This window comes from Olivibacter sp. SA151, from assembly GCF_054130995.1.
On sequence record NZ_CP096391.1, the window covers coordinates 207,998 to 233,127 of the forward strand.

The following is a 25,130-nucleotide window of genomic DNA, read 5'->3' on the forward strand; positions in this document are numbered from 1 at the left end:
TGACATTAGCTGGATGCTGATATACCTTTGTTTCTCTTTTCGTGTACTTTTTTTGTCAACCAGTCGCACCACTGATCAATTCCGTCACCGTTAATACTGCTAAGCGCAATGACTTCCAAATTAGGGTTGACTTCCCGTGCATCTTTAGTAACAGCTTCTACCGAAAAGGGTACATGAGGTAAAAGATCTGCTTTTGAAACTACCATCAATTCGCTAGTAAGGAACATGCGCGGATATTTTTTAGGTTTGTCATCTCCTTCCGTCGCAGCTAATAGGGTAACTCGGTAATCTTCTCCCAAGTCAAACGCCGCGGGGCACACCAAATTTCCGACATTTTCGATAATGAGTAGATCAACATCGGATAGGTTGATATGGTCAATGGCTTGTAGGATCATTTGTGCCTCAATATGACACATACCACCTGTAACAATCTGTAAGGCATTGATGCCCACGTCTTTTAGTCTTACGGCGTCACGTTCAGTTTCGGGGTCGCCAACTAATACGGCTATATTCAATCGTTTTCCCAAGCGCTTACCAGTTTCCTGAAGCAAGGTCGTTTTACCACTACCAGGTGACGAACAAATGTTAATGATCGTGATGTTGCTTAACTTATCGCGTATTGCTTTAGCGACGAAATCGTTGGCTTTGAGTAAGTTTAAAGTTGTATTGTCGCATTGAACGGAGCCGACGGGAGCCCGGTTGCTTTTTGGATTTGTTTCTGTATTCATGATTATGCTCTTTATATTTTCTCGAAAAAAGTTACTTGATTAATTTGCAGTTCTTCTCCTTGTATGATTTGATCGGCCGGGGTTCCACACGTGCAGACAAAACGATGATGGCGTACCTCAAAATTTTTTTTACAGTGATCGCAGTACGCTATAATCGGTAAAAGATGAACTTCTAATTCGACATCTACGTACTGAGGCTCGTCCAAAATGAACGCTTCAAAGGCGTTTTGAATTAAAATAGGCTGGACATTGCTGAGCAGGCCGGCATGAATTTCCACTTTTGTAATATCCTGATATTTATCTGGGTATTCCTCTTCTAATAGTTTAAAAATATCTCTAACAATAGCGATTTCATGCATAACTATCTACTTTTAACGTGGTAGCGTTACTTTTTTCCTGGTTATTTTTTGTGCTTTCTGTTTCGGTACGGGTGGCTCTTTAGCCGACTCCGGAGATTGAGAAATTGACTTTAGAGACAGGGTTCTTTTTTCTTCCATTTTATGAATTGTAAAATCCCAACATAACTGCCCCAGCATAACCATGAAATTGTATAACGACTCACCCTCATATCCAAGCACTCGTATCATGATCATATCGTCAGCACAAGATGTGAATCCATAGGTTATCTCATCGTACTCGGCTCTCAGAATCTCATCTAATTCCAATTTTAGTTCCTGCGCATAAGGAGATGCATATAGAAGAGTACCTTGGTGTGTATATCCTTCAAAGAACAACATTTTCTTAATCGGCTGTTCTTTAGGAGCGAGGTATTGATTGTCGATATAACGAGGCATTCCATCCACATGCACCTTAGTCAAACTGTGAAGACGGTTAAAGGCAAAGCATTCATTCCTATGTACCCGGCCACCACAAATAATGTCTCCCCATATTAATGTTGCATTTTTATGCAGATGAATATTATTCGTAGTCTTATAAATCGAATCCTTAAAGGGGGTCGTAGGATGCGGAATATATTGAAAGAGCCCATCTTCTTCTATATTTACTTCTATCAGTTGTTGCGCCCCGCCTTGCATTGGATGCAGTTTATTGAATGCCTGTGTATATAGTTTTAAACTAGAATGCTGTTGTAACGTCACATGAATAGTAAGTGTATCACCGTCCATCACACCCGGCGAAGCGCTCATAATGATAAGTTCCAAATGTTCGTTTAGATTTCGTGAACCATAGTGCACAAGTTTATAGGGGGCGTTATGGAAGCTTTCTTTCAGCACACTCCGGTTATTTTCTTGTGCTACGTTAATTTTGATCGTACTATCCATGTTTTTAGTTTATTCCTGTTCTAGCAAAGCATCCTTTTTAATCCAAGCAATCACTTTGTCAAGCCCTTCCAGCTTCATTAGATTCGTAAAAATAAACGGTCTGTCCCCCCGCATTTTTTTTGCATCTCTTTCCATTACTCCAAGGTCTGCATTTACATAAGGAGCGAGGTCTATTTTGTTGATAATCAGCAAGTCAGAACGTGTAATGCCTGGCCCCCCCTTACGTGGAATTTTGTCTCCTTCGGCGACATCGATAACAAAAATCGTCACATCAGCCAGATCCGGGCTAAATGTGGCAGACAAATTATCCCCGCCACTTTCAACAAAAATGATTTCCGTATCCGGAAAACGTTGCGCTAGATCTTCTACTGCTTCTATATTCATGGAGGCGTCTTCTCGTATCGCTGTATGAGGGCACCCCCCTGTTTCAACGCCGGCAATACGTTCTGCAGGAAGAGCAGAGTTTTTCATTAAAAATTCAGCGTCTTCTCTCGTATAGATATCATTGGTGACAACGCATATACTATACTGACTTGACATCGCTCTAGTTAGCCGTTCAATGAGTGCAGTTTTACCTGACCCTACAGGGCCAGCTATTCCTATCTTGATATAATCTCTTTCAGTCATAGTTTTATGAAATATATAATCTTGTATAAAGTTTTTCATGTTGCATACATCTTATATCCTGTGCGATGCAGCATGTACCAATTCGATCGGTCGCTATGTCCTTTTGTTTTTCTACCAGTTTCTTTATTAGTGGCTGTAACTTGAATAAGATCTGCTGGCTATCCGTTTGACTAATAGGGACTAACTTGGCGCAATTTGTTACTACACCATGCAAGGTGTTAAAGTAAAACGCTGACAAGGCATCATCGAAGGATATCTTTAATGCATAAGCATACATTGCAAAAGCCATGGCATAATGACCATGTATTTTTTTGTTCATTACATGCTCTAAGTAAAGTTGGCAACGTTTTACAGGTTTGAGCTTTTCTGTCAGCTTCAGAAAGCGTAAAGCTAATTTGCGACTTGCTTGTCTGGTTTCCAATGGCCCTTTTAAGGCGGTAACCAACTGGTCTAATTCAACAACCTTCTGTATGCTTGCCCGTTTTTCGCACAACTGCCAAGTCTGCAAAAAAAAGGCAGCGTCATTATAGTAGATGCTATGCTCCAACAAAATAGATGCATATTCATGTGCACTACGCGTATCTTTTACAATGCCCTTACTGACATATGTCTCTAGACCATAGGAATGAGTGAAACTCCCTATTGGAAAAGCAGAGTCGATTATTTGTAATAACGTAAGTAGCGAGTTCATTTATTTCTGTGCTTTATTTATAATAGAGCGACTAACAGTAGGCCAGCGATGTAAAGTGAGTGTTTTTGTTTCAGCTATTATTCTTTTCTCCTTCGTGGGACGAAAACCGCCTTTTGCTAACAAGTAAAATAGCGGTCGCTCAAAAGCGGTTATTACTTCTTGTTCATCGTTAATGTATATCGGTATATGCTTATTGCCTATTTCAGCGCATACAATTGCCATTTCCCTTATTGTTTGCGGACGAATCACGATACAAGGACAAGCTAGTATTTTAACTATCAGCGCTTCCATTCTATCGACATATAGTATATCTCCATCGTATAGCGGTGTTGCCCTACGTTTACGTATAGCAACCTCGCGACCAGCTAGCGAACGTTTACGAATGATGTTTTTGTTGGTTTCAAACCATTCCAATGGCAATGCATCACTGACCCGCATTTGTGCTTGATCCCTGATATTACCTAACGCTTTGCCTACTACAATCATTTATATCCTGCAATGTCGTTGTTAAAACAAGAAATACCGCTGTGCCATTGGCAATTCTTTTAGGGGTTCGCATGTGGCTAATTGACCATCTACCTTTACTTCATAAGTTTCAGGATCAATCTCGATATTAGGAGTTGCTGCATTGTGTACCATATCTTTCTTCCGCACGGTGCGACATCCTACCACCGGAAGAGAGGTCCTGGACAGATTCAGTTTTTCGATGTTACCATTCTTTAAGGAAATCGCAGAAACAAAATTAAAGCAGGTTTTGGATAGCGCTTTACCGTATTGACCAAACATTGGTCGATAAATAATTGGCTGAGGAGTCGGGATCGATGCGTTAGGATCTCCCATTTTAGCGCCTAAGATCATTCCTCCTTTGATTATCAGTTCCGGCTTTATACCGAAGAATTCGGGTTTCCATAAAATAAGATCTGCGTGTTTTCCAGGTTCAATCGATCCGACATATTGATCAATACCGTGTGCTTTAGCTGGATTTATAGTGTACTTCGCTACGTAACGCTTTACTCGGTAGTTGTCGTTATCCTTTCCCTTATCTTCACTTAACGGACCACGCTGTAACCGCATTTTATGAGCTGTTTGCCAGGTCCGACAAACAACTTCGCCTACACGTCCCATGGCTTGGCTGTCGGAACTCATGATGCTAAAGACGCCCATATCTTGCAAGATATCTTCGGCGGCAATTGTCTGCGGCCGAATACGAGAATCGGCAAAGGCAACATCTTCTTTTACATTCTTGTCCAGATGGTGACACACCATTAACATGTCTAGGTGCTCTTCAGCGGTGTTGACGGTAAAAGGTTTTGTAGGGTTGGTGGATGCCGGTAGAATATTAGGGTACATCGCGATCTTCATGATATCCGGCGCATGCCCACCACCGGCACCTTCGGTGTGGAAAGTATGGATTACGCGACCATCAATAGCGGCCATTGTATCTTCCAGAAAACCGGCCTCATTCAAGGTATCGGTATGAATTGCAACTTGCACATCATATTTATCGGCTACTTTTAAAGAGGCGTCTATAGTTGCCGGTGTAGCTCCCCAGTCCTCGTGAATCTTAACACCTAGAGCACCCGCTTCAATTTGTTCTTCAATGGGTGCGGTGGTAGAAACATTTCCTTTACCAAAAAAGCCTACATTGATAGGGAGATTTTCAAAGGACTCCAACATACGTTCAATATACCATTTGCCTGAGGTGACCGTTGTTGCCAATGTACCATCTGCCGGTCCGGCGCCGCCTCCAATAAAGGTAGTTACCCCACTGTACAAGGCAGTTTCTATTTGTTGTGGACTGATAAAATGAATATGTGTGTCGATACCTCCGGCAGTTAAAATCATACCTGCGCCCCCGTGTACCTCAGTAGAAGCACCGATAACGAGTCCTTTGGTAACGCCGTCTTGAATGTCAGGGTTACCTGCTTTTCCGATCCCGACGATCTTACCGTCTTTAATGCCAATATCACCTTTTACAATGCCCCAATGGTCAATAATAATCACATTGGTTATGCAAAAATCCAAAACGTCATGATCACGTTTGGCTCTGGCCGACTGTCCCATTCCATCGCGTATCGTTTTCCCACCACCAAACTTGTTTTCTTCGCCATAAACTGCATAATCCTTTTCAATTTCAATAAACAATTCAGTATCTGCCAATCTGACCTTATCACCTGTTGTTGGGCCAAATAATGAAGCATATTTGTCGCGAGGGATATATAGTTCATCATCAATATATTTTACCGAATTGGCATCGATTCCCAGCTTTTCTAAGGCCAGGGCATTGAGCCCTACTGTTGTTGCACCAGCGGTCGTTAAGCCGACGACTTTAATCCATTTTCTTCTGCTCCAGTTTGCCATAACGTATCTTTGTTATAAATAAATAGTGATTATGTGCTTTTAAATTTATTTTTTCTTGCTTTTGCTATCGCAGAAGCTTTGACGACCTCATTCGCAACATTTCCGTTGGTTAAATTATTAAAGCCATGAACTTCTTTGTTGCCACCAATTTCGACAAGAACAACACTTTTTTTCTCGCCCGGTTCAAATCGAACGGCTGTACTTGCCGGAATGTTCAGCCGCATACCGAATGCTTTCGGACGATTAAACGCTAAGGCTTTGTTGACTTCAAAAAAGTGATAGTGCGACCCTACTTGTATAGGGCGATCACCTGTATTGGCTACTGAGATACTAAGTGTTTTGTAACCAACATTGGCTTTTATGTCTTCTTTTTTAAGAATGTATTCTCCGGGGATCATATGCGAAAATTTTTGTTAACGGATTGGTGTGTGTATAGTTACAAGCTTTGTCCCATCTGGAAAGGTGACTTCAATTTGCACATCATGTATCATCTCAGGTACGCCTTCCATGACTTGGTTGCGTTTGAGGAGTGTTGTGCCGTATTGCATGAGGTCGGCTACACTTCTACCATCTCTGGCAGCTTCCATGATCTGGGCGCTGATGTAAGCGATACTCTCGGGATAGTTTAATAGAAGCCCTCGTTTAAGTCGTTTAGCCGCTAGTTCGCCAGCTAAGTGTAACATTAATTTTTCAGTTTCTCTGGGGGTTAATCTCATGGTTGACTATGTTTAATCTTTACTGATATCTTTTAAGTATTGGTATTAAAATGCAGGAATCGTATAAAAGAAGCCTAATGATAGGCGGTCAAAATGAGTTGTTGGCATTTGAAAAGATTTTTGGTGACTCACCGTATTGCCGATATAGGCTAAATAAAATCTTAAATCTTGACTTTCAAATGGTTTGTGTTGTATCGCTGCGGTATAGGTGTAATTTTTTCTGAAATTATTGCTTAAAAGTTGATCCCTTCTAGAAGAAGTGGTTTCGTACGCTCCTTTTAACGAAATTTCCCATTTCTTGGTTAAAAATTGATCAAGGCGTATTATTGCAGACTTATATTCTATATCACGAGCCAAAGTCGCATCGCCGTCGCTGCGATTATAAATAGCATTCCATATGGGAGTCGCAATCATCACATGATCAACGGGCAGATATGAGTATTGTAAATCCAGATAGACCGATGTTTTGTTGTTTGTATATTTATTAGCCAATGAAATGCTATGGTTGGTTAGCCCTTTAGCAAATTGTGCCATATTGTAGGACCATTTTGTATGGATTTTTTGATTATGAAAAGCTCCGATCCACGTAAAATAGCTTCCTAAAGGAGTTGTAGCTGGTTGAAGCCCATCCTTTTGAAGATTGTTTACTTGAAATAGCTTATCAAAACCATCATTAGTGGTATTATAAATTTGTATATTGAAGGAATGATTCTTCGTGATTTGCTTAGACAAGGTAGCTCCTACTACAAAAAGATTTAAAATCTTATCAACATAGTCTGAGAATTTAAGCTCGTAAATTGGCGTATTTTGAAATTCGTAACTTCCTACCAGTGCACTTTGTTTACCGGCGGTTATCGACCAGCTGTTTTGTGCCCCGAATTTATATTGGATGTAAGCCCAGTCCAAGGCTCGCGAAGCATTATCCTGTAATGTTGTTTCAAAAGGTTTATTGAGACGATACCGGAGACGGTATGACAACTTATCATTGTAATTGCCCCCAATATCAATACGGGCATCATCTAGGCTAAGTTTATTCTGTCCATTTTCATTGAACAAGCCATCTCCATGCAATGCGCTACGTAATAATATATTGATGCGTAGTGATTCATTGCGGCTACTGTCTGGTTTTGGCCGCAATAAGCTTCTTCGTACATTCTTATTCGACTGGTCCTGTAATGAGATAGAATCGGCTTTAGGCAATGTATCCGTGGCGGAAGCTATGGTAAAGAAAATGCTAAAAAATAAAAATAATATTGATGTCCTTAATGACCTAAATCTCATAGTATGCTTTTTTTGCAAGTATAAGAATGGGCCCTAATAACTATCTAAAGGGGAAATTAGTGCGAAATAAGAAATGGTGTTTAAACTGCCGGGAAGTTATGCTATTCCAAATATCATGGTAACAATTGTGCCAATATTTTCCTTAGAATGGATTTCAATCGAGGCATTATGTAGGCTGAGAATGTTTTTAGTCAGCGGAAGTCCTAAACCATTTCCATAAATGCCCGTTGTGTTAGAGGCTCTAAAGAAGGATTCGAAGATATGCGGTTGATCCGCCTCTGGAATACCAATGCCTTCATCTTTTACAGAGATGGCTAATTGATGGTTGGATGTCAAAAAAATAGCAAGTGACACTTGATTCGCTTTGCCATATTTACAAGCATTTTGTACAACATTCGAAATGGCTATATGAAGTAGATCTTTGTTGGCACGAATATTTAAAAGATTACTATCTTCAGGTAATTGCGTATAATCGATATAAATCTTCACATCCGGGTAAAGTGGGTAAATAGAATCCTTAATTTCAAGGACTAATTCATCCATTCGAATAGAACTGATATGCTGCACTTTCTGCTGATAACCGGTTCTTGCCATTAATAACAGGTTTTTGACAATTAATCGCATCTTTTCCGCTTCACTTACAACATTTTGAACAGAGAAATAGGCCTTATGTTCCTGGTCTAAATGCGACAGTGCTATCTCTGCTTCACCTCCAATGACCGTTAGAGGGGTTCGAAGCGAATGCGAAGCATTACCTACGAAATTTTGTTGGGATTTGACCGCTATTTCTAAACGGTCTAACATATCATTAAAGGTGTGAACCAAGCTAGCGATTTCGTCTTTTGCACTGTTGTTATTGTACTGAAGCCGAGCATCTAAGTTCGAAATATCGATACCTCTGATTCTATTGATAATTCTTATTATAGGAGTTAAAATATGCTCAGCAAAGTAAAAGGCTGTCAAAACTATCAGAAGAAGTACGATAATGCTGCCAGATATTAATGTTCTATGTAAATCCCGTTGTTCTGCATGCCCATAAGTGTCCCTTCCGGATGAAATAACCAATAGATCTTCTTTATGGACCGTGTCAGGAAAAAACATAGCAAAATAGGCGGTATCGCGATGCAGGTATTCTGCCTTACCTTTTGTTATTGCTTCTTCGTAAAAGGACATCGGCATGGGAAGATCTGGTTTAAAGCGAAGCGTTTTGCTGCCCTTTACTATGCGTAATAGATAATCATTACCTTCAGAAAGTTGCCGTAGGTACTTCCGTCTGACTTTATAATACAGTTTGGAGTTGTATTCGTCTCGTTCAATGGTATGATTGCCAACTATTTTAACATTCTCTTCCAGTCGATGGAAAAACTTTGTTTTCAGACTATCCCACGTAAAATAAGATATATAGCATGCGAAACAGAGAATAATACAGGCAACGGAACCGGTGAAGAGTAATATAATTTTGGTTTTAATCTTCATGCTGCACACGCATTACGTACCCCATACCAATAACTGTATGGATCAGTTTTGGATGAAAGTTTTTATCAACCTTTTTCCGAAGGTAATTAACATATACATCAACAACATTTGTACTCAAATCAAAATCCATCCCCCATACTTCTTCAAGAATATCTAATCGAGGAATAATCCGATTTCGATTCAACATAAGGTATTCTAAAAGCCGATATTCCGTTGCGGTTAATGCGATGGATTTATTAGCACGCGTAACATTTTTGTTTTCAAGATCCAGTTTCAAATCAGCTAAAGAAATAACATGGGGCGTAATAGTTTGCCGTTGAGCTCTTCGGGAATGCCGTTTAATTCTAGCCTTCAGCTCTTCTAGCTTAAAAGGTTTTACCAGATAATCATCGGCATCTTTTTCGAAGCCCGCAACAATACTGTCGGTTTCATCCAGCGCTGATAATATAATGATCGGGATATCCGGGTTCGTCATCCTAATGTTCTGGCATACTTCTAAGCCATCCATCCCAGGTAACATAATGTCGAGTATGATTAAATCGAATGGATTTAGTCCAGCCATCTTGAGGCCGGTGAGACCGTCCATTGCCACACTGATATTGTAACGCTCTTCTATTAAACCCCGCTTAATTAAAGAGATTACTGTAGGCTCGTCTTCAATTAATAGTATCTCCACATTATGTTAGCTTAAACGATCAAGTAATTTGAGTTGTTTTTGGGCAATAAAACTTTCAAAACAAAATTATTATATATTCTTTTAGTGCCAAACAAAGCAAGTGTTTTTTACATTCATTTCACTAAGAAATAAAATAAAAGGAATCTTTCACTCAAAAACGATAACTTTGAAAGGATTTTATCAAGGTTTTTGAATGATATAGAAACCAGAATATATGTATAGAACACATACTTGCGGACAGTTAACATTAGCAGATTTAGGAAAAAATATTACATTATGCGGATGGGTACAAAAGTCGAGAGATCTGGGAGGCATGACCTTCATCGATATGCGCGACCGATATGGCGTTACTCAACTGGCATTTAATGCTGATGACGATGAGGCCCTGCGTGCAAGGGCTCGGGAGTTGGGGAGAGAATATGTAATACAGGTAAAGGGAACGGTAATTGAGCGTTCCAGCAAAAACTTAAAGATCCCTACGGGAGAAATCGAAATAAAGGTAGCAGACTTGGCTGTACTGAATGCTGCGAAATTGCCACCGTTTTTGATCGAAGATGAAACCGATGGCGGTGATGACCTTCGGATGAAATATCGTTATCTTGATTTACGACGTAATCCGGTACGCAATAATTTGGTGCTACGACACCAAATGGCACAGGCTGTTCGCTCTTTTCTTGATCAACAAGGTTTTTTGGAAGTCGAAACACCGGTGCTTATTAAGTCTACCCCGGAAGGTGCGCGCGATTTCGTGGTGCCAAGCCGGATGAATGAGGGACAATTCTATGCCTTACCGCAGTCGCCACAAACGTTTAAGCAGCTGCTGATGGTGTCGGGTTTTGATCGCTATTTCCAGATTGTAAAATGTTTTCGGGATGAGGACTTAAGGGCCGACCGACAGCCCGAGTTCACCCAGATCGACTGCGAGATGGCTTTTGTAGAGCAAGAGGATATCTTGAACTTGTTTGAAGAGCTAATAAGTTACCTCTTTAAAAAAGTTAAAAATGTAGAAATTGGTAAGCTTCCGCGCATGACCTATGCGGATGCTATGCGTTTATATGGTTCCGATAAACCCGATACACGCTTTGGGATGCAATTTGTAGAATTGAATCCGGTGTTGCAGGGCGTGGGTTTTCCGGTTTTTGACAACGCGGAATTAGTCGTTGGTATTAAAGCGGAAGGGTGTGCTTCTTATACCAGAAAGCAAATTGATGCGCTCACCGATTTTGTAAAACGGCCGCAAATAGGAGCTACGGGATTGGTTTATCTTCGATATAACGAGGATGGATCGTTAAAGTCTTCGGTAGACAAGTTTTTTAGCCAGGAGCAATTACAGGCCTGGGCGAAAGCGATGGATGCTAATGTAGGGGATTTAATATTGGTAATGGCAGGAGATGCTGATAAAACGCGGAAACAGCTGAATGAGCTTCGTTTAGAATTGGGAAACCAGCTGGGACTTCGTGATAAGAATAAGTTTTCCGCCCTATGGGTTGTTGACTTTCCGTTATTGGAATGGGATGATGATACCAAGCGCTATCATGCGATGCATCATCCTTTTACTTCGCCAAAACCCGAGGATATAGCCTTACTGGATACTGCGCCCGGTGAAGTGCGGGCCAATGCCTATGATATGGTAATCAATGGAACAGAAGTAGGAGGCGGATCAATTCGTATCTTTGAAAAAGATTTACAGCAACTGATGTTCAAACATCTCGGTTTTACACAGGAAGAGGCGCAGACGCAATTTGGGTTCTTGATGGATGCATTTACCTATGGCGCACCTCCACATGGGGGCATTGCCTTTGGTTTTGATAGATTAGTTTCCATTTTTGCAGGCCTTGATTCTATCCGCGATGTTATTGCGTTTCCGAAAAATAATGCAGGAAGAGATGTAATGATCGATTCTCCAAGCAGTATTTCGCAGGAACAGCTTGATGAATTGAAGATAGAAATAAGCGCTAAGGCTTAGGGTAAAAGGTATAGGGTACTTACGCCGCTAACCCTATACCTAAAGACCTTAAAAAGGTAGATCGTCATCCTTATTCTCATTGAAATCAACAGTGGTGGAATTTGGGTCACTGCTGTGGTCTGTATTGCTTGTTTTTTCGCCATTGCCGGGCGATTCAAAATCGCTTTTCCTTCCCAACATGGTGAAATTTTCTGCAACAATTTCGGTCGTATAACGTTTTACTCCTTCGCGATCCTCGTACGATCGGGTTCGCAATTTTCCTTCTATATAGACCAATTTCCCCTTTTGTAAATATTTAGCTGCAACATCTGCAAGACCCCTCCACATTACAATATTATGCCACTCGGTTTGTTCGACTTTTCTTCCATCTTTATTAAAGGTTTCCGATGTTGCCAAGGGAAAACTCGCAACAGATACATTGCCTTCTAAATGGCGAACCTCGGGATCCTTGCCTAAGTGTCCAACCAGAATAACTTTGTTAATTCCTGACATAGCTTATAAGTGTTAGTTGTTGCAAATAATATGGTCTCTTAAAAATGTGAAAATTAATTTAGGTTTAGCTAATGTATCTAAATCTTTTATAAAAACATAATTCCAGACCTTTTTTTTCGTCTTCAAGTGATTGAAATTTTTAATCTCTATGAAGGAAGCGTAAATGTTCTGATGACTAAGCACATGTTTCTTTGGCGTGCTGATTACTTCTAATTCGCAGTCGCTGCCAAACAACTGTCGGAAAATCGAGGTTTCCTTCAATTGTACCAAATCTATCGCTATAGGATATTCTATTAATGGAAACTCATACATGTTCTCCCAAATATCTTTTGATCCTCGTTTTTGCATGGCAATCTTATCCTGATCTCTTACTATGAAATAGTAAAAGTATCTGTCTCGTGATGCTTTTCCTTTTACCTTAACAGGTAAGAAATTTACTTTGTTTTCACGCAAGGCATAACAACCGATGCTAATAGGGCAAACAGCACAGTTAGGCGACTGGGGTTTGCATTGGAGCGCCCCGAATTCCATGATCGCTTGGTTATAAACAGAAGCGTTGGCCTTGTCGAGCATCTCTTCTGCGATTTTGCTGAACAGCTTTTTCCCTTTTCCTGTATTAATCGCTTCACTTATACCAAGGTATCTTGCCAATACACGGAATACATTTCCGTCTAAAACAGCCTTTGGTTCATTAGAAGAAAAGGAAGCAATTGCGGCGGCAGTATATTCGCCAATGCCAGGTAATTTTATTAGGGAGTTATATTCTTTTGGAAAAATGCCGTCATATTGTTGCATGATTGTTTGAGCGGCTTTATGCATATTTCTTGCCCTAGAGTAATATCCTAGGCCTTGCCACAATCGCAGGATCTCACCTTCAGCTGCTTCAGCAAAGTCGCGAACCGTAGGATAGGCAGCAACAAAGCGGTTAAAGTAAGGAAGCCCTTGTTCCACACGTGTTTGTTGAAGGATGATTTCCGAAAGCCAGATAGTATAAGGGTCCGTGGTATTACGCCAAGGAAGATCTCTTTTATTTTGATGATACCACTGAATAATCTCTTGTGAAAATAACATGAGGCAAAGGTAGTAAATAGGTTTTAGGGTATGAGGTAGAAGGTGTAAGGTATTAGGTTTTAGGTGTAAGGTATTAGGCATTAGGTATTAGGCATTAGAATGTCAAAGTTAACGGCTAGCCACTAATCAGCTAACACCTAAAGGCTAACAGCTAGTTTTAAGTTTTAAGTTGTAAGTAATAGGTATGACCCAGGTATTAGGTATTAGGGTTTAGGGTATAAGGTAGGAGGTGTAAGGTATTAGGCATTAGGTATTAGAACGTCAAAGCGAACTGCTAACCACTAATCCCTAACAGCTGACACCTAAGGCTAACAGCTAGTTTTAAGTATTAAGTTGTAAGTAATAGGTATGACCCAGGTATTAGGCATTAGGGTTTAGGGTATAAGGTAGGAGGTGTAAGGTATTAGGCATAGGTATTAGAACGTCAAAGCGAACTGCTAATCCCTAACAGCTAACCCCTAATCCCTAACAGCTAACCCCTAAAGGCTAACCGCTACCACCTAACCGCTAATACCTTATAAATTAGCCGTATAGTTTAATTTTTTACCTTAAAGGCTTCGCTGACAGATATTTTACATAAAAATTAACGTTTTATTTTTGTAAATCATTTAAAAGCAATACTTTTGCATCCCCAAATCGATTGATCGGGTGGTAGTTAAAGAACAAACAATTAGAAGAATATAACATGACTAAAGCAGAAATTATCGCAGAGATTTCTAACAAGACAGGTTTAGAAAAAGTAGATGTACAGGAAACTGTTGAAGCATTTTTCAAAGTAGTAAAAGGAGCTATGGTGGGTGGCGAGAATGTTTACGTTAGAGGATTCGGTAGCTTCGTTGTAAAAAAGAGAGCTAAAAAAACTGCTCGTAACATTTCAAAAAACACAGCTATTATTATTCCGGAACACTTCGTTCCTAGCTTTAAACCAGCAAAAGTTTTTGTTGAGAAAGTAAAAAACGGCAATAAATAATCTGCTTTATTCGGATATATTAATAATCATGCATAAAACGAAACAAATAATAGTCATTGCGCTTGTAGTAGTACTGATGGGAGTATTGATGGCGCAACCTATTAAGGGTTTGGTTAAGCGTGATAAAGCCGAACAAGAACAGCAAACAAATACAAGTACGGAGACCGAAGCTATCAATCTAGCTTCGGTCTCCAGTGTTGCAAAGCAAGGGCTGAACGCCTCTTTGGTAAAAGAGATTACTGATCTCGAAGCGGCTTTGCCGACCAGTAGCGGAGAAGAGCGCATAAATTTATTAAAGAAATTAGCAGGTCATTGGGACGATCTTGCAAAACCTGCTCCCTTGGGTTTCTCATACGAGGAAATCGGTAAATTAGAATCTACATACGATAATTGGTTAAAAGCCGGAGATGCCTTTACGGCTGCTTATGAAAATTTGCAGGATACACTTGTTGCTCCGGCATTAATAGAACACGCCCAGCAGGCTTATCAAAAGGCGCTAGATTTAAATCCTAAAAGCTTAGACGCTAAAACCGGTTTGGGAACTGCCATTGTAAATAAAGGCGGGGCACCTATGCAAGGTATTGCAATGTTAATGGAGGTTGTTAAAGAGGATCCTCAAAACCTAAAAGCAAACATGAGCTTAGGGATGTTCTCTATGCGCTCTCGTCAGTTTGATAAAGCCGTGAATCGATTTAAAACGGTAATTGAAATTCAACCAAGTGCTGAAGCCTGGTTTTACCTGGCTACAAGTTATGAAAATATTGGCTTGAAGGCCGAAGCTATCAAAGCTTTTCAACAAAGCAAAGCTATAGCGGCGGATCCAAGCTTATCGCAGTTCATAGACCGTAAGGTTGATGAATTGAGCAAGTAATTAAAATAATTTATTAAAACATTTAAAAAATTAAGCTATGCCAAGCGGAAAAAAAAGAAAAAGACATAAAATGGCTACTCATAAACGTAAGAAACGTTTAAGAAAAAACAGACATAAGAAAAAATAAGCGCATCTAGGCGTGCCAGTATTCGGTAGCCTGCATCTCAAGACCTGAGGTGCAGGCTATTGTGATTGTTGGCTTTTTTTTTCATTCGTAGACGGGAATATCGTTTATGTAATGTCTGTTTTTTTATTGAACAATCTTATGGTTTAACCGAAAGAATAAGGGTTTACCACCTGGATAGCTATCCATCACACCCTTTGTATTCTTTCTAAAAGAAAGTAGCTGTTGGTAAAGGAATTAATAGTAGATTCTTCCCCGGAAACGGGGACAACTATTGCTTTACTACAGGATAAACAGCTTGTTGAGTTAAATAAAGAACAGGTAAATAATAATTATGCTGTTGGCGACATCTATTTGGGCAGAATAAAGAAAATAATGCCCGGGTTGAATGCTGCTTTTGTAGATGTAGGCTACTCGAAGGATGCTTTTTTGCATTATTTGGATCTAGGGCCACAGGTACAGTCACTCATTAAGCTTACCAAGCTAGTAAAGAATGGCAGCTATAAAGATAAGCTGCTCAATAGTTTAAAACTAGAAAAGGATATCAATAAAGCAGGCAAAATTTCTGAGATCCTAAGTCGTAACATGTTGTTGCCGGTACAGATTGCAAAAGAGCCAATCTCAACCAAAGGGCCGCGTTTAAGTTCCGATTTATCCATCGCAGGAAGATTTGTCGTTTTGGTACCTTTTTCTGACGCGGTTTCGATTTCGAAAAAAATTAAAAGTAACACCGAGCGAAACCGACTTAAAAAGATTGTTGAGGGAATCAAACCTCAGAATTTTGGCGTTATTATCCGTACCGTTTCGGAAGGAAAAGGAGTTGCTGAATTGGAGAAGGACCTCCGAGATTTGATCACCAAGTGGGAATCCTTCACGAAACGTCTTGCTTCTACTGATCCTGCGAAAAAAATATTGGGTGAAATGGATCGAACATCCACCATTTTGCGCGATATATTAACAGACGAGTTTTCTCATATCTATATCAATGATCCGATTATTTACGAGGAGACGAAGTCTTACATTCAGGAGATTTCTCCTGATTTGGAAAAGATAGTAAAGCTGTACAAACACAAGGATCCGATCTTTGAACACTTCGGTATAGAGAAACAGATTAAAGCCGCATTTGGTAAAATTGTTAATCTGCAGGGAGGGGCTTATTTGGTTATCGAACATACGGAAGCACTGCACGTTATTGACGTGAATAGTGGAAACCGAACGGCCAACAAAGAAAATCAGGAGGACAATGCCCTCTTGGTGAATAAGGAGGCCGCCAAAGAAATAGCCCGTCAGCTTCGTCTACGTGATATGGGAGGAATCGTGGTTGTCGATTTTATCGATATGCACAAACCAACCAACAGGAAAGAGTTGCACGACTATTTAAAGGAATGTATGGGCAACGATCGCGCTAAACATACTATTCTCCCGCCAAGTAAATTTGGATTGGTGCAGATTACAAGGCAACGTGTTCGTCCTGAAATGACAGTGGTTACTAATGAGAAATGTCCGGCCTGTGGAGGTACCGGCGAAATTCGAGCCAGTATCGTATTAATGGATGATATTGAGAGTAATTTAAGTTATGTTTTAAACGAACAAAACGAGAAGAATATTACGCTCTGCGTTCACCCATATATTGAAGCCTTCATTAAGAAAGGCTTTATGTCCAGACGCTTGAAATGGTTTTTCCGGTACGGTAAATGGATAAAAGTAAAGGCTATTTCGTCTTACTTCATGAATGAATTCCACTTCTTAAACGCCAAAGAAGAAGAAATAAAACTATAAAGAAAAAGCCTTGCTGATTAGCAAGGCTTTTTCTTTATAGTTTTCAGCCGTCGGCTATCGGCTTCCAGCTAAATAATAAATATAAAGTTGACGGCTGAATGCTGATAGCCGAACGCTAATAGCTATCTTTAATCCCTGCATTCGGTTTAATTGATTATTAACAAAAATAAAGCTGATAGCTAAAGCTGCCAGCTCACAGCTAAATATGGCAAAAGCGAGAACGGTATATTTCTGTCAAAATTGTGGATACGAATCGGCTAAATGGCTTGGTAAATGTCCTTCCTGCAATCAATGGAATACTTTTGTAGAAGAACTGGTTGAAAAGGGTGGGAATAAAGTGCCTGACTGGAGAAGTGGCAGCGTTGTGTCGGGGGAAAGAAAACCCAATAAAGCCGCTGTTATTCATGAGATCAACTATGAGGAGGAGGCGAGACTGAAGACCCCTGACAATGAAATGAACCGGGTGTTAGGCGGTGGAGTTGTACCTGGATCATTGGTGCTAATAGGAGGAGAGCCGGGTATCGGTAAATCAACATTAATGCTGCAACTTGCTTTAACTATACCAGGTATAAAGACATTATATGTTTCGGGAGAGGAAAGCGAACAACAAATTAAAATGCGGGCTGAGAGATTGCTTCAATCCTCAAAGGCGGATTGCTATATTCTGACGGAAACCTCTACTCAAAATATATTTAAGCAGATTGCGTCTGTGGAACCACATTTAGTTATTATCGATTCCATTCAAACCTTACATTCCTCTCAGATTGAATCAACCCCCGGCAGCGTGTCACAGGTAAGGGAATGCACGGCTGAACTATTGCGCTTTGCTAAAGAATCTTCCACGCCCGTATTTATTGTGGGCCATATTACTAAAGACGGTGCAATTGCGGGACCAAAAGTGCTCGAACATATGGTAGATACTGTTTTACAATTTGAAGGAGATCGGCATCATATGTATCGGATTCTGCGGGCCGTAAAGAACCGATTCGGTTCGTCTTCGGAGTTGGGGATATACGAAATGGTTCATAATGGATTAAGGGAGGTTTCCAATCCATCTGAGATTTTGCTTTCACAGCGTGAATTTCCTATAAGTGGCGTCACCATAGCCGCTATGCTCGAAGGGATACGGCCTATGCTAATCGAAGTACAGGCACTGGTGGGAAATTCTGCCTATGGTACACCTCAACGCTCGTCAACCGGATTTGATACGAGAAGAATGAACATGTTGCTGGCGGTTCTGGAAAAGCGATTTGGCTTCCGGTTGAGCACGCAGGACGTGTTCTTAAATATAGCTGGCGGATTGCGTGTGGAAGACCCGGCCATTGATCTTGCAGTAATTGTAGCCATTCTTTCTTCGCAGCAGGATATCGCCGTCCCTACGCATATTGCCTTTGCCGGCGAAGTAGGGCTTTCGGGTGAAATTCGAGCAGTAAATCGAATCGAACAGCGAATTGCTGAAGCAGAAAAGCTTGGCTTTGAAGAGATTTATATATCAAAATACAACAACAAAGGCTTAGATACTTCAAAATATAACATTAAAATTAATTGGATGGCTAAAGTAGAAGAGATTTTTCTGGCAATTTTTGGCTAGCCTACAAGATTTTTACACAATATTTTGAGTGTAAATTTTACACATGAGTTAAAAATGCTATTTTTGCTTGGGATGACTCTTTTTAAGATAATAAATATTATTGTTTTGTTGGGTTTCGTAAATACGATTACGTATTTTCCTACCTATGTGAACGATAATTTTTTTTATCAGAAGCAAGCTTTTCATGACAAGAAGCTACAGGATTTTGATGGCGACACCCTATTGGAATGTTTCTTTGACGATGTCCTCGATATACCTATGTCAGGAAAGGATGTAAGTCCGACCATTTTTTACAAAAACTACAATTTTTTAACCATTATAATATCCATATCGATTAAGATCTTGGATAGCTTTATTCTAGCGATCAAGCCGATTATAACTTCGCTGGTCAGTAGTGAAAATTACTTTGTATCAAAAGTTACCCCTTTATTAGGCTATTATATATTCTTATTTAGGCTGAAACCCTTTTAGCCCTGTTGTACCCATATCTAATAGAAAATTAAATCAGGAGCCAAAATATAGGTATCCTGCCATTGCCTTTTTAGGCACGAACAACAGTCAACTAAAACAAAATACATCCTTAGAATATATTAATGAACAGATTTTATATAGGTTTATACGGTGTTGCTTTATCCGCTGCTATAGCATGCACATCAAGTAAAGGAAATAGTGATCAATCAGAAGAAAAGCGTTCGGTACCCTATACGCAACTAAAGGCCGTGGATACGATGTTATATACCGATTACGTTGCTGATATACAAGCGGTGCGAAACGTAGAGGTACGTTCCAAAATACAAGGCTTTTTAGATAAGATATTTGTCGATGAAGGGGCCTTGGTGCAAGCGGGGCAGATTTTATTTAAGATTAACGACGATGAGCAACGTGCGGATGTGTCCAAAGCACAAGCTCTTTTAAACAATGCAACCGCAGATGCGAAGACAGTGGCACTCGAACTGGAACGTGTTAAGACGTTGGTGAAGAAAAATATTATCACGAAGACAGACCTTGATGTCGCTCAAGCGCAATTAAAGGCAGCTGAAGCGAGAGTTCAGGAAGCTCGATCTGATTTACAACGGGCGCAGACACAATTGGGCTATACCAGTATCCGAGCTCCGTTCACGGGAAGGATCGATCGCATTCCACTCAAAGTGGGAAGTTTATTGAGCGAAGGGGCCTTATTGACCAGCGTTTCTGATTTGGATGAGGTATATGCTTATTTTACGATATCGGAAACGGAGTATCTACAGAATATAGCTAGGAAGTCACCGGAAAACAGTATATTATCTAAGGAAGTCAGACTTACATTAGCCGATGGACAGCACTATCCTCATATGGGAAAAATAGAGCTTGCCGAATCCGAGTTTGAAGAGCAAACGGGCACCATTTCACTTAGAGCTAGATTCCCCAACCCGGATAGGATATTAAAACATGGTGCCACCGGAAAAATACAGTTGCCGACAAAAATCACCGAATCTATCATTGTTCCTCAAAAATCGGTCTTTGAGATCCAAGATCGCGCCTATGTCTATGTGCTGGATACAGCGAATACAGTCAAAATGACAAATATTGAGCTAGGAACACGTTTTGGCCATTTTTATTTAATTCGCTCAGGACTTAAAGCCGGACAAAAAATTGTGTTCGAAGGTACGCAAAGCCTTACGGATGGTGTGGCTATCGAACCTCGTGAAGTTTCACTCGATAGCCTATTACACAGTCCGAGTCAAGGATTACAATAAATTATTTTGTTGCTTTAAGATACGTATCATGTTTGAAATTTTCATAAAACGACCGGTGCTATCACTGGTCATATCACTATTTATTACATTACTCGGGCTCCTATCGCTCTTTACGCTACCCGTTACGCAGTTCCCTGACATTGTGCCACCATCCGTCGTGGTAAATGCCAATTATACCGGAGCTAACGCGGAAGTAAGTACGAATGCCGTTGCTATTCCTTTAGAAAAAGCCATAAATGGCGTTCCTGGAATGACCTATATGTCTTCGGTTTCTACCAATAATGGTAATACTCTTATACAAGTGTATTTTGAGGTGGGAACAGATCCGGATATTGCTGCCGTAAACGTGCAAAATCGGGTAACCACCGTTTTAGACGAATTGCCGGAAGAAGTTATCAAAGCCGGGGTTACCACCGAAAAGGAAGTAAACAGTATGTTGATGTATCTCAACATCTACAGCGATGACGAAACGGCGGATGAGCGATTTATATACAACTTTACGGATATCAATATCTTAAAAGAATTGAAGCGTATCCAGGGAGTGGGTCGGGCCGAAATTATGGGCTTTAAAGATTATGCGATGCGGGTTTGGTTGAAGCCGGATCGACTCACTGCTTATCGCGTCTCAAGTGAAGATGTTATTAAAGCCATTCGGGCACAGAACGTGGAAGCAGCACCCGGGCAAACCGGAATCGGGTCGGATAAGAGTGTTAACATGCAGCAGTATGTACTCCGCTACCCCGGTAAATTTGATCGCCCTGAACAGTACGAGAATATTCCACTACGCGCAAATCCGGACGGTTCGATTTTGCGTTTGAGAGATGTGGCAGATGTTGAATTTGGGTCTTTGGAATATGAGATGGCGTCCAAAGCCGATGGCCGTCCGTCAGCCTCTATCATGATTAAACAATTGCCGGGTTCCAACGCCAGCGAAGTTATTGATGCCATTAAGGCTAAAATGGAGGAACTTAAGGGCACTACCTTTCCTCCGGGCATGAAGTACGCGATGGGTTACGATGTGTCGCGATTCTTAGACGCTTCTATCAATGAAGTACTGCATACGCTTGTGGAAGCCTTTATTTTGGTGTTTTTGGTCGTGTTTATCTTTCTACAGGATTTTCGATCCACTTTGGTGCCGGCACTGGCTGTTCCGGTCTGTTTGATCGGGGCCTTATTCTGTATGCAAATGCTCGGATTCTCGATCAACTTATTAACCCTCTTTGCACTCGTGTTGGCGATTGGTATCGTGGTGGATAACGCCATTGTGGTGGTGGAGGCTGTGTATGTAAAAATGGAAGAAGAGCACATGCAACCTATGGAGGCGACGTTGGCGGCCATGAGGGAAATCAGCGGGGCAATTATTGCGATTACGTTGGTGATGTCTGCCGTATTTGTACCGGTGGCATTCCTCTCCGGCCCGGTAGGTGTTTTTTATCGACAGTTTTCTTTAACGCTGGCCGGATCTATTCTTATTTCAGGGATTAATGCACTTACGCTAACACCGGCCCTTTGCGCTATCATTTTAAGATCGCCACACGATCGGCCTGAACCTAGAGGGGCCTTGGCAACCTTCTTTAGGAAATTTAATAGCGTCTATAACAGCATATCCGGAAGGTATGCCGGTCTTATCAGTCGTATCGCCGGTAGGCGCGTCATAACGCTGGTTATATTAGTAGTTTCATTCATAGCTACCTGGGGTATTTCCTCGGTTCTACCTTCCGGATTTATACCTACGGAAGATCAGGGAATGATTTACGTGAACGTTACGACGCCGCCAGGTGCAACCGTTCAGCGAACGGAGGCCGTATTGGATGAAGTAGATGCTATTGCTCGGCAAATGGAATCCGTCGAAAGTGTTTCGACGCTTGCCGGTTACAGTTTGGTAAATGAAGTTACCGGTGCTTCTTATGGGATGGGGATGATTAACCTCAAACGTTGGGAGGAGCGGAAGGAATCGGTTAGTGATATGGTAGAGCACATGAAGAAAGAAACTGCTAAGATAACCGATGCGGAGATCGAATTTTTCCCACCGCCAACCGTCCCCGGCTTCGGTAACTCAAGCGGTTTTGAGCTACGGGTGCTAGATCGAAGCGGCAGTGATGATCTGGGCAAGTTGTCTGATGTGTTGAACACTTTTATGGATAACCTGAAGAAGGCTCCCGAGGTGGGTAGTGCGTTTACCAGTTTTGATCCCAATTTTCCTCAATATATGATTAACGTCGATTATGATGTAGCGGCTAAAAAGGGGATAAGTGTGGAGAACGCGATGTCAACCTTACAAACACTGATGGGTAGCTTCTATACCTCCAACTTTATCAAGTTTGGACAAATGTATAAAGTAATGGTACAGGCAGGCCCGGGTTATCGGGAAAAGCCTGAAGATGTTTTGCGGTTGTTCCTTAAAAATGATGCGGGAGAAATGGTACCCTTTTCTAGTTTCATAAAAATGGAACGGATATACGGACCGGAGCAGCTAACCCGTTATAACATGTTTACCTCGGCCATGATCAATGGGGATGCAGCACCCGGATATAGTAGCGGTGACGTAATTGCAGCGGTTGAACGCGTTGCTGCCGAAAGCTTACCGCGTGGATTTGAGATCGAATGGTCTGGTATGACACGCGAGCAGATTCTGTCCGGAAATCAAGCGATCTACGTGTTCGCATTGTGTTTATTATTTGTTTATCTACTGCTATGTGCTCAATATGAAAGTTTCTTACTGCCCTTACCTGTTATTTTAAGTTTGCCGGCAGGGGTCTTCGGTGCTTTCCTATTTTTGAAGTTGCTTGGATTGGAGAACAATATCTATGCACAAGTTGCCTTAATTATGTTGATCGGTTTGTTAGGTAAGAATGCGATACTTATTATTGAGTATGCGATCTTGAAGCATAAGCAGGGCGCATCAATCTTAAATGCGGCTATCGAGGGATCTGTTGCGCGCTTACGTCCTATTTTAATGACCTCATTTGCCTTCGTAGCAGGATTAATTCCGTTGGCGATGGCTTCCGGGGCAGGGGCTTTGGGAAATAGATCAATCGGTACAACGGCAATCGGAGGGATGATTATAGGTACATTGGCCGGTGTTATTGTCATTCCCGGGCTATATGTGCTATTTGCTTCCATGAAAAAACAGAAAAAGGCTAAGAAAGTAAGTAGTATTGCAGTAGCTGTACTGGGTATTTTATTGCTTTCATCCTGTGGAGTGCAGAAGGAAACGGAGTTAACCCATCGAAAAGTTCCGGCACACTACCTCGGAAAAAATCAGACCGATACGCTCGCTAATGATAGCACCTCCATGGCAACCATCTCTTGGAGAACGTTTTTTCAAGATGAGTATTTGCTAAGGCTCATCGATACGGCTTTAGCCAATAATCCGGACATGCAGCAAGCTCTCTATCGCGTTGAAATGGCACGTGCCAATATGCGTTTGCGTAAAAATGCCTTGTTCCCTTCTATCGATGCGGTTGCGGAGGCAGGACTTCGTAAATATGGATTTTATACCATGGACGGAATCGGTAACTACGACACCAATTTTTCTAATAATTTGAAAGATGACGAACGAGTGCCAGACCCCGTGCCGGACTATTTTCTAGGTTTACGTGCCTCTTGGGAAATCGATATATGGGGCAAGCTGAAGAACCGAAAGAAAGCTGCTTTTGCTCGTTTCCTAGCATCTTATGAAGGGAGAAAATTAGTACAAACGCAGCTAATAGCAGAAATCGCCGCTGCTTACTTCGAACTGTTGGCCTTGGATAATGAATTAGATATCCTCGAGAAGAATATTGCCTTACAACAAGAATCGTACGAGTTGGTGCAGGTGCAAAAAGAAGGTGGCCGGGCAACAGAATTAGGTGTGCAGCAGATGAGAGCCATTTTGATGAACTCAAAGAGTAGAAAAGAGACCGTTTTGCAACAGATAAATTCGAAGGAAAATTATTTGAATTTTTTATGCGGGCGCTTTTCTTCACCAATTGAGCGCAAGCGGGAGGAGTTAGATGCTTATCCTTTAGCAAGTGCTGTTCGGGTGGGACTTCCGGCAAAAATGTTGGCCTTGCGTCCGGACATACGGGCGGCAGAATTGAATTTACTAGCTGCGAAAGGAGATGTTAAAGCCGCCCGTGCAGCGTTTTTACCGTCGCTCAACTTTTCTCCTTATTTCGGATTTCAGGCATTTGATTTGTCTAAGCTATTTGTTACCTCGCCAAGTTCAATTGCGTATGGGTTGCTTGGAGGGTTAACGGCACCTGTATTTAATCAACGCATGATTCGCTCTAATTATGAACAGGAATTAGCAAATAAAGGTATCGAGTATCAAGAGTATGAGAAAACAGTGCTAAAGGCTTGGCAAGAAGTTGAAACAGAGCTCAATGCGCAGAGACATCTGATAGCAAGGCGATCCTTTAACCAACATGAAGTAGATGCTCTCCGTTTGGCTGTTGACGCTTCTTCTGAATTATTTAAAGCAGGGAGAGCAAACTATTTGGATGTTATTACCTCACAACGAAACGTACTGGATGCAGAAATCACTTTGAATAGTACCTATTTGGAATACCTCCAGTCAATTGTTAATTTATACAAAGCTTTAGGGGGTGGGTGGCAATGATTTTAGCTATCAGCTGATAGCTTTTAGGAGTTAGCTAACAGCTAAAACCTCAGCGCTAATCGCTAAATAAAAAGAAAACCCCGGCAATCGC

Annotated in this window: 22 protein-coding genes; 8 read left to right on the top strand and 14 right to left on the bottom strand. The window is 41.1% G+C overall.

Annotated features, from left to right (window positions below; genetic code table 11):
- Positions 1-5 precede the first annotated feature (5 nt).
- The 12 genes from hypB to M1D52_RS00870 all read right to left on the bottom strand — a co-directional run bounded on the left by hypB (position 6) and on the right by M1D52_RS00870 (position 9,836).
- The gene (gene hypB / locus M1D52_RS00815) at positions 6-728 is read right to left on the bottom strand and encodes a hydrogenase nickel incorporation protein HypB (RefSeq protein ID WP_437394039.1); all 723 of its coding nucleotides are present in this window, start codon (positions 726-728) and stop codon (positions 6-8) included.
- An 11-nt stretch (positions 729-739) separates the two neighbouring features.
- Positions 740-1,087: a hydrogenase maturation nickel metallochaperone HypA/HybF gene (locus M1D52_RS00820; protein WP_437394041.1), complete on the bottom strand. Its 348-nt coding sequence runs from the start codon at positions 1,085-1,087 to the stop codon at positions 740-742.
- Positions 1,088-1,099: 12 nt separating this feature from the next.
- The gene (locus tag M1D52_RS00825; protein ID WP_437394043.1) at positions 1,100-2,008 is read right to left on the bottom strand and encodes an urease accessory protein UreD; all 909 of its coding nucleotides are present in this window, start codon (positions 2,006-2,008) and stop codon (positions 1,100-1,102) included.
- Between the two features lie 9 nt (positions 2,009-2,017).
- Complete coding sequence (gene ureG, locus M1D52_RS00830; RefSeq protein ID WP_437394044.1) at positions 2,018-2,635, bottom strand: urease accessory protein UreG; 618 nt, start codon at positions 2,633-2,635, stop codon at positions 2,018-2,020.
- A 4-nt stretch (positions 2,636-2,639) separates the two neighbouring features.
- Positions 2,640-3,326 (bottom strand): urease accessory protein UreF, encoded by a 687-nt coding sequence (locus tag M1D52_RS00835; RefSeq protein WP_437394046.1) that lies wholly within the window; start codon positions 3,324-3,326, stop codon positions 2,640-2,642.
- Entirely contained in the window at positions 3,327-3,812 is a 486-nt protein-coding gene (locus M1D52_RS00840; RefSeq protein WP_437394047.1) for an urease accessory protein UreE, read from the bottom strand.
- A gap of 21 nt (positions 3,813-3,833) precedes the next feature.
- Entirely contained in the window at positions 3,834-5,687 is a 1,854-nt protein-coding gene (gene ureC, locus M1D52_RS00845) for an urease subunit alpha (protein WP_437394048.1), read from the bottom strand.
- 29 nt (positions 5,688-5,716) lie between these two features.
- Entirely contained in the window at positions 5,717-6,085 is a 369-nt protein-coding gene (gene ureB, locus M1D52_RS00850; RefSeq protein WP_437394050.1) for an urease subunit beta, read from the bottom strand.
- Positions 6,086-6,100: 15 nt separating this feature from the next.
- Positions 6,101-6,403 (bottom strand): urease subunit gamma, encoded by a 303-nt coding sequence (gene ureA, locus M1D52_RS00855; RefSeq protein WP_437394051.1) that lies wholly within the window; start codon positions 6,401-6,403, stop codon positions 6,101-6,103.
- Between the two features lie 45 nt (positions 6,404-6,448).
- The gene (locus M1D52_RS00860; RefSeq protein WP_437394052.1) at positions 6,449-7,684 is read right to left on the bottom strand and encodes a porin; all 1,236 of its coding nucleotides are present in this window, start codon (positions 7,682-7,684) and stop codon (positions 6,449-6,451) included.
- Positions 7,685-7,780: 96 nt separating this feature from the next.
- Positions 7,781-9,160, bottom strand: coding sequence for a sensor histidine kinase (locus tag M1D52_RS00865; protein ID WP_437394053.1), 1,380 nt, complete (start codon positions 9,158-9,160; stop codon positions 7,781-7,783).
- Complete coding sequence (locus M1D52_RS00870) at positions 9,150-9,836, bottom strand: response regulator transcription factor (protein WP_437394054.1); 687 nt, start codon at positions 9,834-9,836, stop codon at positions 9,150-9,152. The genes M1D52_RS00865 and M1D52_RS00870 overlap by 11 nt, the downstream gene beginning before the upstream one ends.
- A gap of 214 nt (positions 9,837-10,050) precedes the next feature.
- On the opposite strand from M1D52_RS00870, the gene aspS reads away from it, so the two are divergent.
- On the top strand, positions 10,051-11,802 hold the full coding sequence (gene aspS, locus M1D52_RS00875; protein WP_437394056.1) for an aspartate--tRNA ligase: 1,752 nt from the start codon (positions 10,051-10,053) through the stop codon (positions 11,800-11,802).
- A gap of 48 nt (positions 11,803-11,850) precedes the next feature.
- Here aspS and M1D52_RS00880 read toward each other — a convergent pair whose 3' ends face one another.
- Positions 11,851-12,294 (bottom strand): single-stranded DNA-binding protein, encoded by a 444-nt coding sequence (locus M1D52_RS00880; protein WP_013664428.1) that lies wholly within the window; start codon positions 12,292-12,294, stop codon positions 11,851-11,853.
- Between the two features lie 12 nt (positions 12,295-12,306).
- Entirely contained in the window at positions 12,307-13,365 is a 1,059-nt protein-coding gene (gene mutY, locus M1D52_RS00885; protein WP_437394057.1) for an A/G-specific adenine glycosylase, read from the bottom strand.
- Between the two features lie 685 nt (positions 13,366-14,050).
- On the opposite strand from mutY, the gene M1D52_RS00890 reads away from it, so the two are divergent.
- The 7 genes from M1D52_RS00890 (at position 14,051) to M1D52_RS00920 (ending at position 25,039) form a co-directional block, all read left to right on the top strand.
- Positions 14,051-14,335 (top strand): HU family DNA-binding protein, encoded by a 285-nt coding sequence (locus M1D52_RS00890; protein ID WP_013664426.1) that lies wholly within the window; start codon positions 14,051-14,053, stop codon positions 14,333-14,335.
- Positions 14,336-14,363: 28 nt separating this feature from the next.
- A complete protein-coding gene (locus M1D52_RS00895; RefSeq protein WP_437394058.1) occupies positions 14,364-15,206 on the top strand; it encodes a tetratricopeptide repeat protein in 843 nt (280 codons plus the stop codon).
- Positions 15,207-15,555: 349 nt separating this feature from the next.
- The gene (locus M1D52_RS00900) at positions 15,556-17,109 is read left to right on the top strand and encodes an Rne/Rng family ribonuclease (protein WP_013664424.1); all 1,554 of its coding nucleotides are present in this window, start codon (positions 15,556-15,558) and stop codon (positions 17,107-17,109) included.
- Positions 17,110-17,314: 205 nt separating this feature from the next.
- Positions 17,315-18,700 carry a DNA repair protein RadA gene (gene radA / locus M1D52_RS00905; RefSeq protein WP_437394060.1) on the top strand — a complete coding sequence of 462 codons (1,386 nt, stop codon included), beginning with the start codon at positions 17,315-17,317 and terminating at the stop codon, positions 18,698-18,700.
- 54 nt (positions 18,701-18,754) lie between these two features.
- Positions 18,755-19,171: a hypothetical protein gene (locus tag M1D52_RS00910; RefSeq protein ID WP_013664422.1), complete on the top strand. Its 417-nt coding sequence runs from the start codon at positions 18,755-18,757 to the stop codon at positions 19,169-19,171.
- Between the two features lie 122 nt (positions 19,172-19,293).
- Positions 19,294-20,436 (top strand): efflux RND transporter periplasmic adaptor subunit, encoded by a 1,143-nt coding sequence (locus tag M1D52_RS00915; protein ID WP_013664421.1) that lies wholly within the window; start codon positions 19,294-19,296, stop codon positions 20,434-20,436.
- 28 nt (positions 20,437-20,464) lie between these two features.
- Positions 20,465-25,039, top strand: a complete 4,575-nt coding sequence (locus M1D52_RS00920; RefSeq protein ID WP_437361563.1) for an efflux RND transporter permease subunit — start codon at positions 20,465-20,467, stop codon at positions 25,037-25,039.
- The last annotated feature ends 91 nt before the right edge of the window (positions 25,040-25,130 follow it).

Coding starts and splice junctions, on each gene's coding strand:
- M1D52_RS00880 (WP_013664428.1), bottom strand. CDS start 12,294: ATGTCAGGAATTAACAAAGTTATTCTGGTTGGACACTTAGGCAAGGAT.
- M1D52_RS00820 (WP_437394041.1), bottom strand. CDS start 1,087: ATGCATGAAATCGCTATTGTTAGAGATATTTTTAAACTATTAGAAGAG.
- M1D52_RS00920 (WP_437361563.1), top strand. CDS start 20,465: ATGTTTGAAATTTTCATAAAACGACCGGTGCTATCACTGGTCATATCA.
- ureB (WP_437394050.1), bottom strand. CDS start 6,085: ATGATCCCCGGAGAATACATTCTTAAAAAAGAAGACATAAAAGCCAAT.
- aspS (WP_437394056.1), top strand. CDS start 10,051: ATGTATAGAACACATACTTGCGGACAGTTAACATTAGCAGATTTAGGA.
- radA (WP_437394060.1), top strand. CDS start 17,315: ATGGCAAAAGCGAGAACGGTATATTTCTGTCAAAATTGTGGATACGAA.
- M1D52_RS00910 (WP_013664422.1), top strand. CDS start 18,755: ATGCTATTTTTGCTTGGGATGACTCTTTTTAAGATAATAAATATTATT.
- M1D52_RS00865 (WP_437394053.1), bottom strand. CDS start 9,160: ATGAAGATTAAAACCAAAATTATATTACTCTTCACCGGTTCCGTTGCC.
- ureC (WP_437394048.1), bottom strand. CDS start 5,687: ATGGCAAACTGGAGCAGAAGAAAATGGATTAAAGTCGTCGGCTTAACG.
- ureG (WP_437394044.1), bottom strand. CDS start 2,635: ATGACTGAAAGAGATTATATCAAGATAGGAATAGCTGGCCCTGTAGGG.
- M1D52_RS00835 (WP_437394046.1), bottom strand. CDS start 3,326: ATGAACTCGCTACTTACGTTATTACAAATAATCGACTCTGCTTTTCCA.
- mutY (WP_437394057.1), bottom strand. CDS start 13,365: ATGTTATTTTCACAAGAGATTATTCAGTGGTATCATCAAAATAAAAGA.
- M1D52_RS00860 (WP_437394052.1), bottom strand. CDS start 7,684: ATGAGATTTAGGTCATTAAGGACATCAATATTATTTTTATTTTTTAGC.
- M1D52_RS00890 (WP_013664426.1), top strand. CDS start 14,051: ATGACTAAAGCAGAAATTATCGCAGAGATTTCTAACAAGACAGGTTTA.
- M1D52_RS00840 (WP_437394047.1), bottom strand. CDS start 3,812: ATGATTGTAGTAGGCAAAGCGTTAGGTAATATCAGGGATCAAGCACAA.
- M1D52_RS00895 (WP_437394058.1), top strand. CDS start 14,364: ATGCATAAAACGAAACAAATAATAGTCATTGCGCTTGTAGTAGTACTG.
- ureA (WP_437394051.1), bottom strand. CDS start 6,403: ATGAGATTAACCCCCAGAGAAACTGAAAAATTAATGTTACACTTAGCT.
- M1D52_RS00915 (WP_013664421.1), top strand. CDS start 19,294: ATGAACAGATTTTATATAGGTTTATACGGTGTTGCTTTATCCGCTGCT.
- hypB (WP_437394039.1), bottom strand. CDS start 728: ATGAATACAGAAACAAATCCAAAAAGCAACCGGGCTCCCGTCGGCTCC.
- M1D52_RS00825 (WP_437394043.1), bottom strand. CDS start 2,008: ATGGATAGTACGATCAAAATTAACGTAGCACAAGAAAATAACCGGAGT.